At 54.8% G+C, this 16,741-nt stretch carries 11 protein-coding genes and 1 riboswitch; of the genes, 3 read left to right on the forward strand and 8 right to left on the reverse strand.

Features of this window, described 5'->3' with window-relative positions:
- Positions 1-141 precede the first annotated feature (141 nt).
- Complete coding sequence (locus NST26_RS21045) at positions 142-3,633, reverse strand: collagen binding domain-containing protein (RefSeq protein ID WP_340979746.1); 3,492 nt, start codon at positions 3,631-3,633, stop codon at positions 142-144.
- A 282-nt stretch (positions 3,634-3,915) separates the two neighbouring features.
- Here NST26_RS21045 and NST26_RS21050 point away from each other — a divergent pair, with 282 nt between their 5' ends.
- Positions 3,916-4,677 carry a YwaF family protein gene (locus tag NST26_RS21050; protein ID WP_340951606.1) on the forward strand — a complete coding sequence of 254 codons (762 nt, stop codon included), beginning with the start codon at positions 3,916-3,918 and terminating at the stop codon, positions 4,675-4,677.
- A gap of 380 nt (positions 4,678-5,057) precedes the next feature.
- Here NST26_RS21050 and NST26_RS21055 read toward each other — a convergent pair whose 3' ends face one another.
- The 5 genes from NST26_RS21055 to NST26_RS21075 form a co-directional block, all read right to left on the reverse strand.
- Positions 5,058-5,489 carry a peptidylprolyl isomerase gene (locus NST26_RS21055; RefSeq protein ID WP_036727386.1) on the reverse strand — a complete coding sequence of 144 codons (432 nt, stop codon included), beginning with the start codon at positions 5,487-5,489 and terminating at the stop codon, positions 5,058-5,060.
- Between the two features lie 127 nt (positions 5,490-5,616).
- Complete coding sequence (gene lysA, locus NST26_RS21060) at positions 5,617-6,951, reverse strand: diaminopimelate decarboxylase (RefSeq protein WP_209870088.1); 1,335 nt, start codon at positions 6,949-6,951, stop codon at positions 5,617-5,619.
- Between the two features lie 192 nt (positions 6,952-7,143).
- A complete protein-coding gene (locus NST26_RS21065; RefSeq protein ID WP_445323374.1) occupies positions 7,144-8,904 on the reverse strand; it encodes a spore germination protein in 1,761 nt (586 codons plus the stop codon).
- A gap of 883 nt (positions 8,905-9,787) precedes the next feature.
- The gene (locus NST26_RS21070; protein ID WP_340951603.1) at positions 9,788-10,213 is read right to left on the reverse strand and encodes a stage V sporulation protein AB; all 426 of its coding nucleotides are present in this window, start codon (positions 10,211-10,213) and stop codon (positions 9,788-9,790) included.
- Positions 10,210-10,875 carry a stage V sporulation protein AA gene (locus NST26_RS21075; protein WP_340951600.1) on the reverse strand — a complete coding sequence of 222 codons (666 nt, stop codon included), beginning with the start codon at positions 10,873-10,875 and terminating at the stop codon, positions 10,210-10,212. Before NST26_RS21075 ends, NST26_RS21070 begins: the two co-directional genes overlap by 4 nt.
- Before the next feature lie 188 nt (positions 10,876-11,063).
- On the opposite strand from NST26_RS21075, the gene NST26_RS21080 reads away from it, so the two are divergent.
- Positions 11,064-12,221 (forward strand): hypothetical protein, encoded by a 1,158-nt coding sequence (locus NST26_RS21080; RefSeq protein ID WP_340951597.1) that lies wholly within the window; start codon positions 11,064-11,066, stop codon positions 12,219-12,221.
- A gap of 152 nt (positions 12,222-12,373) precedes the next feature.
- Here NST26_RS21080 and NST26_RS21085 read toward each other — a convergent pair whose 3' ends face one another.
- Positions 12,374-13,330: a DMT family transporter gene (locus NST26_RS21085; protein WP_340951594.1), complete on the reverse strand. Its 957-nt coding sequence runs from the start codon at positions 13,328-13,330 to the stop codon at positions 12,374-12,376.
- Between the two features lie 127 nt (positions 13,331-13,457).
- Positions 13,458-13,605: riboswitch (FMN riboswitch) on the reverse strand.
- A gap of 233 nt (positions 13,606-13,838) precedes the next feature.
- On the opposite strand from NST26_RS21085, the gene NST26_RS21090 reads away from it, so the two are divergent.
- Positions 13,839-15,017, forward strand: a complete 1,179-nt coding sequence (locus tag NST26_RS21090; protein WP_340951592.1) for a PstS family phosphate ABC transporter substrate-binding protein — start codon at positions 13,839-13,841, stop codon at positions 15,015-15,017.
- Between the two features lie 240 nt (positions 15,018-15,257).
- Here the strand turns inward: NST26_RS21090 and NST26_RS21095 are convergent, their stop codons facing one another.
- The gene (locus NST26_RS21095; RefSeq protein WP_340951590.1) at positions 15,258-16,739 is read right to left on the reverse strand and encodes a carboxylesterase/lipase family protein; all 1,482 of its coding nucleotides are present in this window, start codon (positions 16,737-16,739) and stop codon (positions 15,258-15,260) included.
- Positions 16,740-16,741: the final 2 nt, after the last annotated feature.

The raw sequence follows: 16,741 nt of genomic DNA on the forward strand, positions 1-16,741 counted from the left end.
AGCATTTATAGCAACCTGCAGGCAGAAAAATGTATAAACGGTATATAGTTTGCGATACAGCCGCTATATATTCCAAAAAGGTACGGGAACGCTGAGCGTCCCCGTACCTGCTGTACCCTTATTCTGCTGCTCTAATTCTGCCTAGTCCTGCTTGCGTGTTCTGCGGAATACCCGGCTGAGGATGAAGCCGCCCAGAATCAGGGCTGCACCCGTCAGGTAGATCGGCAGCGGGCTGCTCTCGCCGGTCTGCGGCAGTCTGCCGCTGCCGTCGTTTGTACCCGAGACCGTCCCTTGCGGAACCGGATCGTCTTCAACATCTACTTCCGGATTGCCCAGCGGGATATTATCGTCGATTGGCGTCACCACTTCAGGTGCTGCCGGTCCCGGAGTCACAGTTGCTGCCGGAGCCGAGGGCTGCGGAGTTCCCGGCAAGCCTGGTCCTGCAGGAATCTGCGGATCATCGATAATGACTCCCGGTTCGAATGTACCGGCAGGTGTGGGAACCGGAGTAAATACCGGACCTCCAGTAGGTGATGTCGGAACAGGTGTAGCCTCTGGCCCCGTAGAATCTGTAGGCACTGGCGATGGAACTGTAGTCGGAACTGTAGTCTCTACAGGTCTCTCAGTCGGCACAGGAGTTACAGTCGGTGTCGGTGTTACTGTCGGCGTTGGCTGCTCCGCCAGCTTATTATACAAGGTAAGATTCAGCACGGCCGATGAGCCGATTGTCACCGGATGCTCGGTGGAATCAAGCACATAGCCCTGCGGTGCTATTGTTTCAATCAGTACATAACTGCCCAGCCACAGGTTGTTGAACGCCGCGATGCCTGCTGCATCAGTGGTGCGGGTATTCACTAGCACCCGGTCATTTCCGTTCAGACGGTATAGCTCATAGGTAGCTCCCGCCAGCGGTTTTGCAACATTGCCTGCTTCCAGCTTGAAGACATTAAGCGTCCCTCTGACGCCGCTGCCTGTTCCCGAACCGCTGGACACTCCTACGATAATCTCCTTGGTCGTCTCCTTGGTGATAAGCTTGACGTTATTGCCGCTGAAGCTCACAGAGTTAACCAGCTTATCGCCAGTGTTCGCAACGATCAGCGACTGATATTCCAGCACATAAGCGGAATGGATGTCACCAGGGAAGCTTAAGACGAAGGATTGTCTGCCCTGTGCATCGGCGCTGATAGTTAAGGTGTAATCGGTATCCTTCACCAGCGGAGGGCCGCTCTTCGTGACCTCTCCGTTCACGGCCGTAACCGTACGGTAGAGCTGGAAGCTGTCCGGCAGCAGGATCTGATTCGTGCTTGGCACATCGGTGATCACGGCATCTTTTACATGGGACTGGGTCCGGTTGATCGCAATGGTCCAGTTCAGCTTATCTCCGTTCTGCGCGCCGTCCTTGAACACATATTCATCCCCGTGCGGGATATCTACGCTGGCCTTCAGATCCTTCGATACCTTCTTCGTGCCATCCAGCAGGTTCGCTGTATTGGCTACCTTGGTTCCAATTAGCTGTCCGGCCAGACTGGTCTTGAACACGATATAATAAGGCGAATTAATGGCTTTGTCAAAATCAACTCTCAGCTCATTGCCGCTTCCCACGCTATAGCTGAACTCAGTACCGTCCACCTCAGCGCCAGGACTATGCGTTCCATCCTTGGCAATATTCATCTTGTATACCTTAAGTGAGCCAGGTACAAGGGACTGACCATCACCCAGTATATCCGTTACTACAGGATCAGCAATGGATTTGCTGTTGTAATTAACACCTACGGTCCAGGTCAGCTCTTTGGCAGAAGCATCATACGTTCCTGACTTGAACCCGTTGTTCTTCACCTCGGAATTAGGAATGAACTTCCCGCTGGCTTCAGTCCACTGTGGCTTGTTCTGGCTGTCCTTCCAGTCAATCCGGGCCACGTTGATGAAATCATTCGTATTGCCGGTAAGCCAGTCATTGCTGAATTCCGTCTGATAACTAATGGTATAAGTGCCTGTAACCGGTGCGTTGAACTCCACCTGGAAGCCTTTATTAGGCTGTGCCGGTGAATTCACAATCAGGGTATAAGCCGATGGAGGGATCACTGTGCCGGAAAGAGTACGGACCACCAGTGAACCTGAGATGTACTTCTGTCCTCCCTGCGGGAAGCTGTCGGTAACCACTACTTCGTTCATTGGATAATTGTCACCGTTGAACGTGATTTTCCAGTCTGTCGTGTGTTTGTTGTAATCCACCCCGGACAGATTCTTATAGATAATAATAGGCCGGATCAGTTGAGTAGCGTTGCTGCTATAGGTACTGTCAGAGACAGTGTTGGTAATCTTCGTATCGCCAAACACACGGTCTGCGGCTTTGGTCGTATATTCGATCAGATAAGCTGATTTCACTGTATTCTTGAACTCCAGTCTGAATCCGTTGCCGGATTCGCCGCTAACAGGCGTTACTGTGTAATCACTGCCTGCATTCAGTGCCGTGCCCTTAGCAGCTTCTCCGGCTGCATTCAGCGTAACCGGATAGATCCGCACCGAGTTCTCCAGGAGCACCTGGGAGCTGTTGAACACATCCGTCAACACCGCGTTCTCCGGGGAGATCGTCCGGTTATTGTAGTTGTATTCGATAGCCCAGTTAATGGTCTGAGTGCCCCAGTCATAACGGACGACTTTTTTGTTAAGGCTGCCGCCTCGTTCAATGACTACTGTATCCGATGCGCTTACCGGATCACGGCCGTCCCCTGTGAAGGTTGCCTGGTTGGTGAAGCTGGACAAGTTATCACTCACTACCTGCGTGGTATAAGCGATACGGTATGCCCCTGTAATCACAGAGTCCGTGAACTGAAGCTTCAGCGTCCCGCCGGAGACACCGGCAGTATATTTGCTGCTGTCTACCAGCTGGCCTTGCGTAACTGTGCCGTCAAGCTGAACATTCAGCTGGTAGACGGCAAGTGTAACCGTGCTGTCCAGTGCCAGCCCGGCAGGAATCGGGTCGGTCACAGCAGCGCCGCTTACCGGCTCCAGTCTTTTGTTCACATCGACGGTCCAGTCAATATGATCCGCGTTGAAGCCGCTGGAGATTCCCTTCTTGGTAATCGTCGAGCCTACAGTGGGCTTGAACGATACCGTAACCGTTTGGACTCCGCCGTTCACCGGGAACAGAATCTGCTGGACGGTGCTGCCGCTGATCACTTTTTTATCAAATTGGGTATTAATACGTAAGGTCCCCTGCACATTGGCATGACTCTCGATGTAATCATTGAAGGTCATCACCACCTGATGGGTAGCCTGGCTGACCGTGAATGTGCCTACCGTCCCATCGTCCGATTCCAGTCCGCCCTGAATGTCATTGAAGAGCTGGAACTGCTCGGGAAGCTGGAAAGCAAAAGTGTCTCCCTGGCTATAGCCGTGGCCGTTAGGAAGCGACCAGGTATAGTCCAGCCTCACGGTGGAATCCACATCATACACACTGCCTGTCACCGTCTGTCCATCCGGACCATATACCGCCATGGATACGCTCGTAATAATGTCCCGGTCCTGTTCAATGGCCGCCGCTGTAGCCTGCCGGGTGAAGCCCAGCCCTGAGACCAATTGCACAAATAACATGACCAGGACTACTGCCAGGCTTGTTCTTTTTTTCACCATTTCCCATAAGCCCCCGTTCTTTCGATTGAATGATTTGAAGCATACCTGCAAACAAAGATGGCTGCTGAACGCACCGGTAAGGACACACTCCACCTGAAGTTTCGTTATGTATACGGGCTAAGAGTCCATCTTATGTAAATAAACTAGTAAACCTGACTTTTCTGCCCACTACAGACGATATATACTTATATCACCTAAGAGTAGAACTTTAGAATCAGAAATGGTTAAAATTAAAGAAATTATTAGGCAACCCTTACTTCAGGATTCAAGGAGAGATTTCAAGTGAACCGAACTTTATTCTGGGAGCGTGCCCGTGACAGCGATTTCGTCATGCTATCCGCCTCTCATCTCGTTGCCCTGTCTGTCATTGCGCTATGCTGCCTGGCGCTCTTTGGGGCCCGCTTCGCCCTGCGCATCCGGTCCGGCCTGCGGTTAGGCGTACGCCTGCTGCTGATCCTGCTGCTGGCTGCTTCTGAGGGAGGCCTGCATGTCTGGTATCTGTCCCATGACAGCTGGAGCCGAAGCTCCTCCCTGCCGCTGGAACTATGCGGAATTACCCTGCTCCTGTCGGTCGTGATGCTGCTCACGCGCAGCAGACTGCTGTACAGCTTTCTATATTTTGCCGGAATCGGCGGTGCATTCATTGCCCTGCTTACCCCTAATCTGGTCTATCCGTTTCCGCATTTCCGCTTCCTGCTGTTCTTCATCGCCCACGGGTCGATCATACTTGCATCCCTGTACATGACCTGGGTCGAAGGGTATAAGCCCAATTGGCGCTCGCTGTTTTTCACCATGCTCTGCCTGAACCTTGTCGCCGCGTGCGTCTACGCCGCCAATGTCCTGCTGGACTCCAACTATATGTTCCTGATGCACAAGCCCAGCACGTTCTCGGTACTGGACTATTTCGGCCCTTATCCTTACTATCTGCTGGTTGAAGAAGCCTTCGCCTTCGTCATCTTCCTCCTGATGTTCCTGATTTTCTTCAAGCTGCCGGAGCTGTACACCGCCCGCCGTGCCGCAGCCCGCGGGAAACTTGGCAGGTAAACGGAGGGGATGGATTCAGGGGCACTTGTGCTCCTCATTCCGGCTAAGCGCCGACTTTCTGCGGATTCAGGGGCACATTAGTTGGAATAACGTATCTTGTTTCGGATGATTTGGAGCTTTCGAGGAAATTAATTGGATAAACGTCATTTAATTTCGTGTATTCACTCCACTCTGTTCGATTTGCAGCATTTTAAGTGCTGTTTTTCCAACTGTTTCCTGACAAGTTTTCCTCAGCTCCTGAGCAAGTGGAGGAAATCCAACTGCTATTCGTACAATTCTCCGTACGGCAAAAAGCACCCGGCTGGATACCCAGCCGGGTGCTTCGGCGATGCCTTAGGAAGAGGAGAACCTCCCCCTATAGCGTCAATGGAGTACTTGTATTAAGCTTCTACAATTTCAACGGTGGTCATCTTGTCGCGGCCTTTGAAAGCGTCAACCAGATCCATGCCTTCAACCACTTTACCGAATACTGTGTGTACTCCGTCAAGGTGCGGCTGTGGAGCGTAAGCGATATAGAACTGGCTTCCGCCTGTGTTCTTGCCGGCATGGGCCATAGCCAGGGAGCCGCGCTCGTGCTTGTTCGGGTTGATCTCGCAGTTGATGGTGTAGCCAGGACCGCCGGTGCCTGTTCCGTTCGGGCAGCCGCCTTGTGCTACGAAGCCTGGAATCACGCGGTGGAACAACAATCCGTTGTAGAAGCCGTCTTTTGCCAGCTTCTCAAAGTTTGCTACTGTATTAGGCGCATCCTGATCGAACAAGTCGATCAGCACAACGCCGCCGTTTTCGAGTGTAATTTTCGCTTGCTTAGCCATATGTAAATGACCCCTTTCGAAATGACAAATGTAGAACACGTTTATTAGTTTACTATGAAACGGAGCACAAAGCAAAGCAAGCGGGATGTCTTCCCGCCTGCCGCTATAGCACAACCCTATAGTCTTCTTATTTCGTAACGGCTTGTTTGGCAATCCGTGCAGGCACAATATCATTGGCAACAATGTCCTGATGGGACTCGCGGCGTACAACCAGATCGCTCTGCCCGTTCTGCACGAACACCACCGCCGGACGGCGGATACGGTTGTAGTTGCTGGCCATGGAGTAATTGTAGGCGCCTGTGCAGGCCACAGCCAGAAGATCGCCGCTCTCCACCTTAGGCAGCTCAACGTCCCAGATCAGCATATCGCCGCTCTCACAGCATTTGCCGGCGATGGATACCTTCTCCACGTTAGGCTCAGTCGCACGGCTTGCCAACAGCGCTTCGTACTTGGATTCATACAGGGCCGGACGCGGATTATCGGTCATGCCGCCGTCAACAGCTACATATTTGCGCACTCCCGGAATTTCCTTGCTGGTTCCAACCGTGTACAGAGTCGTTCCGGCATCCCCTACGATACTGCGGCCCGGCTCTACCCAGATCTGCGGCAGCGAATCGTTAATGCCAGCGAAGTGGGTCTTCACTGCATCTGTGATGGCTGCGACATATTCGGACACCTGCAGCGGCGTATCGCCGTCCACATAACGGATTCCAAAGCCTCCACCCAGGTTGACTACAGGGAAGGAGATTCCCAGCTCTTCCTTGACGGTACGGGTGAACTCGGCAATACGTTCAACGGCAAGCTGGAAGCCCTCGGTCTCAAAAATCTGCGACCCGATATGCGAATGCACGCCGAGCAGGTTCAGATTAGCCAGGCTGTCAGCCAGACTGACCGCTTCACGGGCCGAGCCGTTGCCGATATCAAAGCCGAATTTGGAGTCGGTCTGTCCTGTCGATGCGTAGGCATGATGGGCATGGGCTTCCACTCCAGGCGTAACGCGCAGCAGAATATTAACAGTCACTTCTCTGCGGGCGGCAATGGACTGAAGCAGACGGAGCTCCACCAGATTATCGGCGACAAAGCAGCCAATCCCTGCATCGATCGCCATCTCAATCTCATCCGGTGTCTTATTATTGCCGTGGAAATGAATGCGTTCCGCCGGGAAACCGGCTTGCAGCGCAGTATACAGCTCTCCATCGGAGACCACGTCCAGCGACAGGCCTTCCTCATCCGCAAGCCGGCACATCGCCATTGTCGAGAACGCCTTGCTGGCATAAGCCACCTGGAACCCGAGACCGGAAGCTGTGAACGCCTCCATATACTCGCGGCAGCGGCGGCGGACCAATTGCTCGTCCACTATATATAGCGGTGTCCCATACTCCGCCTTCAATTCGGTTACATCACATCCGCCGATCTCCAAATGCCCTGCATCATTGATTCGGCTCGTCCCGTGTAAAAACATTGCGCAGTCCTCCAATTTCTGTGGAATCATCCGTTCCACCCTGTCTAGTATATGATTTGGGGCCCCGATGCGTTCCTGAAACAGATGCTCAGAATACAGATCCGGCTTATTGCGGGGCTGTTCAGTATATTCAGTATAACAGACAGAGGGAACACCATTGAATGGACTTTTTTGCAGTTGATTTGTATTTTCCTACGACTTGCGCGGGGCATCCTTATGCTCAGGCATCCGGGTGCTATCTCTTGTTTTGTTGAAGGATGGCCTTGTTTTGGAGCTGAGCACCGGCTGACGCAGGAGGATCTCCGCCATGGCTTTTGCATTAAATGGTATAAACGGCCACATGTAAGGAGAGTTATACGAACGGTGCGTGGTCAGCAGCACCACCAGCAGCGTCGTCCCGATCATGAAGCCGGGGATGCCGTAAGCAGCCACCGCCAGCAGCAGCGCAAGCCGGACAATCCGGTTGGCCAGCCCCAGCTCGTAGCTCGGCGTTGCAAACATCCCTATAGAGGCCACCGCCATATAGAGCACCACTTCATTGACAAACAGCCCGGTCTGTACGGCGATATCACCCACCAGAATGGCAGCGATCAGCCCCATCGCGGAGCCGAGCGGCGTCGGTGTATGCACTGCAGCCATCCGCAGCAGGTCTACCCCCAGCTCAACGATCAGGAACTGGGCAATGAGCGGGAGATTGGCTGATTTTTGCGGACCGATGAAATCAAGCATGCCGGGCTTCAGCTCCGGATGGAGAACCATCAGCATCCATAGCGGAAGCAGGAACATCGATGCAAAGATCCCGATGAAGCGGACCCAGCGGAGATAGGTTCCCATAAAAGGCGTCTGGCGGTTCTCTTCCGCATGCTGGCACAGATCAAAAAACGTCGTCGGCAGCACCATGACACTCGGAGAAGTATCGACAAACACAACCACCCGGCCCTCCAGCAGATGGGAAGCGACAATATCCGGCCGTTCCGAATAACGGACCAGCGGATAGGGGTTCCAGCCGCCGCCGACAATCGCTTCCTCCAGCTGCTTGTCCGCCAGGGGAATGCCGTCGAGATTGACGCTTTTCAGCTTGTCCGTAACGGCCTGCACCTGGGTCTTATCCACGATATCATCGATGTAAGCTAAGCAGACATCTGTCCGGGTCCGCCGTCCAATCTGATGCATCTCCAGCTTCAGCCCAGGGTCGCGGATACGTCTTCTAACCAGAGCCACGTTGCTTAGCAGCGTCTCTGTGAAGCCGTCCCGCGATCCGCGGACCACCCGCTCAATCGACGGCTCATCCGGGCTGCGGGAAGGATACGAACGGGTATCCATGATGATAACCTGCGATTCCCCTTCAATGAAGAACGCGCTCATGCCGGCTAACACTTTGTTGATGCTCTCGCTGAACAGCTCGCCTTTTTCCACCTGGACATGGGGAATATATTCACTCATGAAGCTGGCGAGTACATCTGTCGATACATTTTCGGGGGTCAGATACGTCAGGCGCTTCAGAATTTCATCGATAATCGTATCCTTGGCGAAGCCGCTGATGCAGAGCAGCGCCGCACTTTTCCCGCCGAAGGACATTTCCCTGAACACAATATCGAAGGAGGAGCCCAGCCCAAGTACCTCGGTCAGTGTATTCTTCGCATCAGCCAGGGATTGCGGGATCTTGTCGTTGCCTTGCCAATAAGTAATCGACTGCTCCAGGGAGTCAGAGCGTTCATTGTCACGTTTTTGCTGCAGAGGGTCATTGGACTTGCTTGCAGAATCCGCTCCCTGACCGGCTTTGGCCTTCTTAGGGGCGGACTTCTTAAGGGCAGACTGCTTGGGGGCAGACTGCTCCGGCTGCTGGGGCTGACCAGCTTCCTGACCGTCCTCCTGATCCTCAGGCTCTTCATCATCTCCAAATAATCTGGCAAAAAAGCCTTTATGGCTCTTATCCTGCGTCTGAGCCCCCAACTCGTCCGAGGTTTCCATATCCTGAGACTGGCCTCTGCCGTCTTCATGGGCTCCCTGTCCCGCTCCGGAATCCGCAGCTGAATGATCCGTTCCTGAATGATCTGTCCCTGCCTGTGCAGCTCCGGTCTGCCCGGGTGCACCCGCACCTTCGGAATCTGCTGATTCCGGGCCTGCAAAACCGGCGGAGGCAGAATCTTCTGCACCTTGTATTCCCTGCTGCGAATCGTCTGCTGCCTGGTCTCCCGTACCGGATTCCGCAGATGCTTCCTCCGGCCCGGCATCGTCGCCGAACAGACTGCTGAAGAACCCTTTGATTCCTCCGCCGGACGATTCCTGACCGTCTCCGTTCTCGGAGGCGGGATCATCGCCGGGACTGGCCTCATTATCTGTAGCCGCAGCATCTTTCCCGCCGACAGCCCCGCCATCTCCAGATGCAGCGTTCTTACCGCTGCTATCCTCACCTTCTCCAGTTGCTGCGTTCTTACCGCCGCTATCCTCACCTTCTCCAGTTACTGCGTTCTTGCCGCCACCAGTATCCCCGCCACTATTTGACGGAGCAGCATCCAGGCCCGACGGGCTCTCCTGCCCGCCCTCAATCGGGCGCGTCACCGCGCCCAGCTCCGCTGATGCCTCCAGCTCCTTTCCTATGTCGCTCTGGGATGCAGCCGGTTGCTCTTTTTGCTCCGGCGGCTTCTGCCCCGTCACCGCGCCCAGCTCCGCTGACGCCTCCAGCTCCTGTCCTATGCCGCTCTGGGACGCAGCCGGTTGCTCTTCCTGCTCCGGCGCCTTTTTCTCCGGCGATTTCTGCTGCGCAGAACGGTCCTTCTTTTGATCCGTCTCTATCTGATCACCGCTGTGAATATACCTCACTCCCCAGCCCCCTTTACTGTTGATATACAAAAAAGTCGAACAACGACCCCGCTACCTTGCCGCATACCATCGCCATTAAGAGACCAAGCAGCAGATGGGTCATATGCAGACGTTTAGCCAGGATTGGCAGGACATTCAGCACCTCCGTCAGAGCCGCCGCCAGCATGCCGATAAATATGCCGTTGAACAGGCCGACCCCCAGCTCAATCAGCGGGCCGGCCGCCATTTTCCAGTTCCAGAAATCGCTCACCGTCCCCAGCAGGGAACCGCCGACCATCGCTCCCTCATACCAGTGAACCTTGTCATAGGAGGAGGTAAGCTGCGCCAGCCGGGGGATGAGGTCCAGCACTACGAATAGCGCAATCACCCCGCCGCCCACTGCGATTCCCCCGGCAATCCCAAGCAGCAGATGAAGTCCGAGTGACATTGGTGCGGTCATGTGCTCCCCTCCCGGCTGCCGGGCGCCTCGTCCCTGCGGCGTTTCATTTTGCGGTACTCCTCGTTGATTACATATTGATCGATATTCTTCTGATACAGAAACATTTCCACCTCAAGAGGGGTAGGCTCCTCGTTCCATTTCTTTTTGAACAAATGATTGAAAAAAATCACCATCCCAAACCCGATGCCCAGCGAATAGGCGATCTGAAACAGATAAGGATGCTCGTCCTTGTGGCCGGTCAGCATCTCCACAATCCGGATCTGTACCTCCAGCATGCTGACATCGGCATGGAAATTCATAATCGTCAGCGCCGAGCCGAAGAACAGCAGCAGCCAGACCAGCACGAACAGGGCTATAGAAGGTTTAGCAGCCGTAGACGGACCTTCAATCTGGACAATGGTGCGGCCTTCGCCAATCGGCTGAATCTCCGCATCGGGGTACACATCCTGAATCCGGGGAATGACGGTCAGCAGATCAATCAGGATCAGATTGCCGTCACTCTCCTTCGGCTGAAGCACAAGCAGTGTATAGAGCGGCTCCCGCCACTGCGGATCAGTGATCAGATAAGCGACATCGCGCAGCAGCACCCCCTTGCCCTTGGGCACCGTCACCCGGTTCTTAAGCTGGATATATATGCATGTAGCCGGGGAATCAGTGTTCATCTGCGGGCCTCCTTAAGCTCAGGTGTGATGCGGTCCTACGGCAAGAATAAGGGTAGTATGGGAAAAAAGGCTTATTTTTACTCTTCTCCTCCGCAATTCATCGTGACTTACGCAGGACCACCGAAACTTTTCCTGCCTCAGGGCCGTCTATAGTTACAGTTATTTACACAGAAGGGATGGAAGTTCATATGAGACAAGCATTGCACCACTCCTTACGGATGGTTCTCTCTGCATCGATGCTTCTGGCATTCGCTGCGCCGCTCACAGCACATGCAGCCGAGAAGATCGAGGTATACGATTCCTATACCAGCAAGAGCAGCAACGTCCAGCTGTATTCGGTGAGTCAATTGGACGGGAACCAGTTCATCAATGCTGTCATTGCCCGGCAGCCGGATGGGACATATAGTAAATGGCCGGAGGCTTTTCCACATTTCCGGAAGAGTGACAGCGGGAACTTGCAATTGACGGGGATGGATGATCCGGAGCAAGCCTATGTCTATGATACGCAGAGCCAGTCCATTATGCGCAAAAGCGAATACGCCCTCTCTCCTGATGGCCGCTGGGGTGTTCTGGAGCGTTCCCGTTATGAACGGCAGCCGGACGGCTATATCGCGAAATTCGGTGATCAGTATTTGAAAAATACGGCGACTGGCAAAGTATCTGTCTATTATGCTACTCAGCGGTACTACAATGCCCGGTGGATTAACCAGCATACGCTGCTTGAGAGCGGATATAATGAGGCTGCCAGGCAGAATGTGATCAGTACGTACGATCCGTCCACCGGGAAGCGGCAGGAGCTGCTGAGGGGGACCTTGAACAACTGGAACTTGTCGAAGGGACTGCTGCAATATGTCAAAAACGAGCCCAAACGCCTCCCATGGATCTATAATCTGAAGGACGGATCGTCACGGCTGGTCAAGGATGCCCGCGAGCTTGAAGCCTTGTTCCCTGCTGCTCCATCTTCAAGACCGGAAGTCACATTCCCTAAGGGGATGCTGCTGAAAGAGCTGCCTGTCACGGAGATGCCGATCACCTTAGCCTATGAACACAACCTGAATCTGGACGGAAAAAGTGTGGATGTATCCACCATATTCACTAAGGGCGGACAAGAGTGGATACCGGTGAAGCCGCTTGCAGCGGCCCTCGGCTGGAAGATCGAAGTCATGAACATTAGCGCAACAGGCGACCCTTCCGCTGCTTACATCTTTAAAATTACAAACGGTAGCAATCACGCGGTCCTCACCCCTGTGAACAGCTTCAATTCGGCAAGCAGACTGTATATCGCACCAGCGCAGCTTAAGGAGCTTGGGTACAAAAGCATTAAGGTCACTCCATATGTGAAATAAAATCACTCCAGCGGCGGCCCCCCTGCCCCGAGTCTGCCTATACAACAAAGAGGATGTTCCCGGACGGCGCGGCCGTGTAGGAACATCCTCTCTGTATGTTACGCCAGGTCCTGGGGTATGTCCCCTCAGACTGTAGCGCTATGAAGTTAATTCTATTTGGCCGGCTGCAGCTGATCCCTCTGCTGACTGGAGATGAAGAACAGCGCCGTCCAGATCAGCGCGAAGCCGACAATCTGCGGCAAGGTTACAAGCTGCTGATAGACCACCCAGTTAATCAGAATACCGGTCATCGGGAAGCTGAGTTCGGCCAGGGTTGCTACCGAAGCTTTGGTCGTATTCAGTCCCTTGTAGTAGAGCAGCATGCTGAGCAGTCCGGGCAGCAGCGCCTGCAGCAGCAGGTTAATGGCAACTGCCGCCGAGCCGCTGACTCCGCCGCTCATCTGCCACGGGGCGCCTTCCATACTTGTAATTACGAACAGCAACGGGAGCGCCAGAATGAAGCGCAGTGAGGTTACTGTCTCATATTTCATTGAGCCCAGCAGATAACGGCCCATGACTGTAGAGCCGCCCCACAAAGCAGCAGCGCCCAGCGCCATCAGGCTTCCTATGCCCATGAAGCTGTTCACATGGCCGAAGGGAATCGTCCAGCCGAAGGTCAGCAGGTACGTCCCGGCCAGCGCAACAATAAGCAGCGGTGCGAAATTGCGCGGCAGGCGTTCTTTTAGAATAACAGCGGCAAGACCAATGGCGAACAAGGGCTGAAGCTTCTGGAGCAGCAGCACGGCATTGAAGTCTCCGTTGGATAAGGCCTTGGTGAACAAAATGGTCGCTACGGCTGAGCCGCCCCACGATACCACGAGCAGCGCTGCGGCCTGGCGCAGACGGACACCCTTCAGCTCTGCGCGATTGCGCCACATTACCGGAGCGGCAACCAGGAAGAGCACAACATGCTCAAGCAGTACAATCTGGGACGAAGTCAGGGATTTCAGCAGGATAATGCGGAACAGCGGGTCAACTCCCCATAAGGCCGCCCCCAGAACCACCAGCCAGAATCCGCTGCGCACCGGTGCGGTACGCACGCCTTGGGATGAAGCAGATACATTACTCATCTTTCATTCTCCTTGTCGATACAAACCCTCGATAGAGACCAAAAACCCCCGTGAGTCCTGAGAACAGGACAAACATCGGGGGCGTTATCAATAAAGACATACGGAATAGACCCGCCTGCCTTTATCTTATGATCCTCTCCCATCCGGACTTTACCGTCGGCTCTGGATTGTCACCAGATCAGTCGCTTCCTCTTGTGATAGAGTAACGAGTCGCGGGCTTAGTTCTCACGAACATCACCGCCGGTCAGGAATTTCACCTTACCCCGAGAATCTTGTATTCTGTTATTATTTTCACAATCCCAGAATACCTCTGATTATTCATTTCGTCCAGCTTTTTATGAAAATAATCATTATATTTCATTAAATAATCATTAAAACAATCATTCTGCCAAGCAAATCTGCGTACCGTATCCAGGTTCTGGTTCGTTTGGCAGAAACGGCGGCTTGCGATACACTATAGTATGAGCATTAATCATACCCATTATAGAGATTTTATTTGGAGGTCATCATGAAAAGAAGCTTTCCGACCAATCTGCTGTATTCCATCCTAGCTCTGGCCGGCCTTGCCATCCTCGGCTTTATGGCTTATGTTGTCGCCGCTTTTACAGGAGGGATGCTCTTCTATGGTCCGCTGGCCCTCGTCGTCGCTTCAGGGCTGGCTGTACTCTCCGTGTTCAGCATCTTTGGCCTGTTCAGCAGGAAGGTACGGCGGATGATCCTGGCCGCTTTTGCCGGAATCTGTGTGCTGACAGCCGCAGGCCATGAGATCAGACAAGCGTATGTGAACAGCCTTGCGGAAGTGAGGGAGCCGGAGGTCGAGCTGTTTGACTATGCCCCCTTTGAGGCGAATACCAAAGCTGCTTCCCTCGATCACAAGGCGTCCTATCAGCTTACGGAGCAATTGCCTCGTCTGGATGGTGCAACTGCGCTGTATCCGCTGTATTCCGCTTTTGCCCAGGCCGTGTATCCGCAAGGTAACTATACTCCCTACATTGAGAAGGACGGGACAGATTTCGTTGTGTGTACCAGCACCTCCGAGGCCTACAAGCGGCTCATTACGGGACAGGCCGATATCATCTTTGCTGCAGCCCCTTCGGCCGCCCAGACTAAGGAGGCGAAGCTGGCAGGCCGGGAGCTGAAGCTCACTCCGATCGGGCGCGAAGCGTTCGTCTTCTTCGTCAACAAGCGCAATCCGGTGGACAGCTTAACGGTAGAGCAGATTAAGGATATCTATTCCGGCACCGTCACGAACTGGAAGGAGGTTGGCGGCAAGAAGGCGTCTATCCGTGCTTTTCAGCGGGAAGAGAACAGCGGCAGCCAGACCAAGCTGCAAAAAATCATGGAGGACCGCCAGCTGATGGCTCCCCCGAAGGAGAATGTCGCGGATGTGATGAGCGGGATTATCAGCCTGACCGCCAGCTACCGCAACTTCAATAACGCGATCGGCTTCAGCTTTCTGTTCTACGCCTCACAGATGAATGCCAGCGATGAGATCAAGCTGCTGGCTATCGATCAGGTGCCACCCTCCAAGGAGACCATCCGCAGCGGCGAATACCCGCTCGCCGTGGAATTCTATGCCGTAACGGCCGGCAGCACCAACCCGAACATTGAGCCCTTCCTGGACTGGATTCTGTCCGCCGAGGGCCAGGAACTGGTGGAGAAGACTGGGTATACTCCGGTAAAATAAGCAGAACACCAGCATCCTTACGGTGTAAGGGGATGCTGGTGCCTGGGCCTCATCGCTATCTGATGGCATACATTCACCCGCACACCCCCGCGCTTGCCCATTGTATTCGGTTTTCCGCATACATTGGGCCCGCACGCGCTCAGCCATCACATTCTGTTCGGTTTTTCGCCTACATCCGGCCCTCACACAGGCAGCAGCCCTCCCGGAGGTCTTCCTCCGGCGAGGGCTGCATTTGTAAACTTATCCCGTATAATACTCGAAAATCCGTCTGCGCTTCTCCCCGTCCGGGTCGTTCACCACGCCCGAGGATTGGTCAAATATCATGGTTGCCCGCGTCTGCGGTGTGTACTGCGGCCAATCCAGTCCCGGCGCTGCCGGATCTCCACCATGGGCGAAGGCTGTCCAGGCGGTCTGCATTGCCTCCGCCACTGCCTCCATGTCTGGCGTCACGTTCAGGCCATACTGCTTCAGCAGCGGGAGATTGTTGAAGACATATAGAATCTCCGCTCCGTGAATGGCCTTCTCCAGCAGCGGATGCCCGGGCACCGTCCAGTCGAATCGGTACATCCAGACGGGGGCATGTCCCTGCTGCTTCTCCGCGAACGAAATCGAGCTGGCCCAAAAGAACAGGTCGGTCAGCACCTCCGCCTGTCCTTCCCAGGTATGGCTGTAATCCGAGGTCAGCTCGGAGAGGTCGTCTACTCCCATCAGCTGCTCCAGCGCTTTGAGCGATTGCTCGAAATTATCGGCCTTCTGCCCCTCGCGGAAGAACAGATTGCCTTCGTGCAGATTCGTTCCGATCAGCACGGGAATGCCGCTGGCGGCTCCAGCCGCAATGGCCTGTACCGGCTCAACCGGCAGGGTTCCCGGCTCAACGACCGGCTGGAAGAACATATTCATCGAGTCTCCGGACAGCTTGTACGCCATCCGGCCTGCGGCTTCCATAATCTCTCCGGCCGGGAGCTTATGCAACAGCTGTGTGTCGCTGCCGGGCTGAAGACCCAGCTCGGCCAGCAATGCGGCGGCAATCTGCCCGCCCTGCTCCCCATTCAGCGTCTGCGCCGCCCCGCTCTCCATAATAGCCCGGGCGAACAGTCCCTTCGCCGCAGGCATCGCCAGCAGCGCGGCAATGCTCATGCTTCCTGCCGATTCACCGAAGACCGTGACGCGCGCCGGATCACCGCCGAATGCAGCGATATTCTGCTGCACCCATTCCAGGGCAGCAATCTGATCCAGGAGCCCCAGGTTACTGCCCAGCCCTCCGCCCAGCGGAGACAGATGCAGGAACCCGAGCGGACCCAGCCGGTAATTCACGGTAACCACCACGACGTTCCCGGAGACAGCCAGTTTGCTGCCCTCGAACATCGGCTGGCTGCCTGCGCCGGTAACGAAGGTGCCGCCGTGAATCCACATCATTACCGGCAGCGCCCCGGTCTCCTCCGCTACCGCCGGGGACCAGACATTCAGATATAGACAATCTTCATCGTAGACCGGGGTGGTCCCACCGAACCGCGTCCCGCTGGTGCTGACCGGCTGCAGGCTGACCGGTCCGAACTTGATGGCCTCCCGTACGCCGCTCCAGGACTCCGGCGGCTGCGGTGCCCGGAAGCGCAGCTCTCCGAGCGGCGGGGCAGCGAACGGGATGCCGCGCCACACGTTCACGCCGTTCCCCGCTTCTCCCTTCAGTTGCCCATAAGCTGTATTCACCAGTTGTCCTGACATTG

It is taken from the genome of Paenibacillus sp. FSL R7-0128, assembly GCF_038002245.1.
GTDB classification, from domain to species: Bacteria; Bacillota; Bacilli; order Paenibacillales; family Paenibacillaceae; genus Paenibacillus_AQ; species Paenibacillus_AQ silagei.

Excerpts from the sequence above, each read along its gene's own strand:
- NST26_RS21045 (WP_340979746.1), bottom strand. The coding sequence starts at position 3,633 with ATGGTGAAAAAAAGAACAAGCCTGGCAGTAGTCCTGGTCATGTTATTT.
- NST26_RS21055 (WP_036727386.1), bottom strand. The coding sequence starts at position 5,489 with ATGGCTAAGCAAGCGAAAATTACACTCGAAAACGGCGGCGTTGTGCTG.
- lysA (WP_209870088.1), bottom strand. The coding sequence starts at position 6,951 with ATGTTTTTACACGGGACGAGCCGAATCAATGATGCAGGGCATTTGGAG.
- NST26_RS21070 (WP_340951603.1), bottom strand. The coding sequence starts at position 10,213 with ATGACCGCACCAATGTCACTCGGACTTCATCTGCTGCTTGGGATTGCC.
- NST26_RS21075 (WP_340951600.1), bottom strand. The coding sequence starts at position 10,875 with ATGAACACTGATTCCCCGGCTACATGCATATATATCCAGCTTAAGAAC.
- NST26_RS21080 (WP_340951597.1), top strand. The coding sequence starts at position 11,064 with ATGAGACAAGCATTGCACCACTCCTTACGGATGGTTCTCTCTGCATCG.
- NST26_RS21085 (WP_340951594.1), bottom strand. The coding sequence starts at position 13,330 with ATGAGTAATGTATCTGCTTCATCCCAAGGCGTGCGTACCGCACCGGTG.
- NST26_RS21090 (WP_340951592.1), top strand. The coding sequence starts at position 13,839 with ATGAAAAGAAGCTTTCCGACCAATCTGCTGTATTCCATCCTAGCTCTG.
- NST26_RS21095 (WP_340951590.1), bottom strand. The coding sequence starts at position 16,739 with ATGTCAGGACAACTGGTGAATACAGCTTATGGGCAACTGAAGGGAGAA.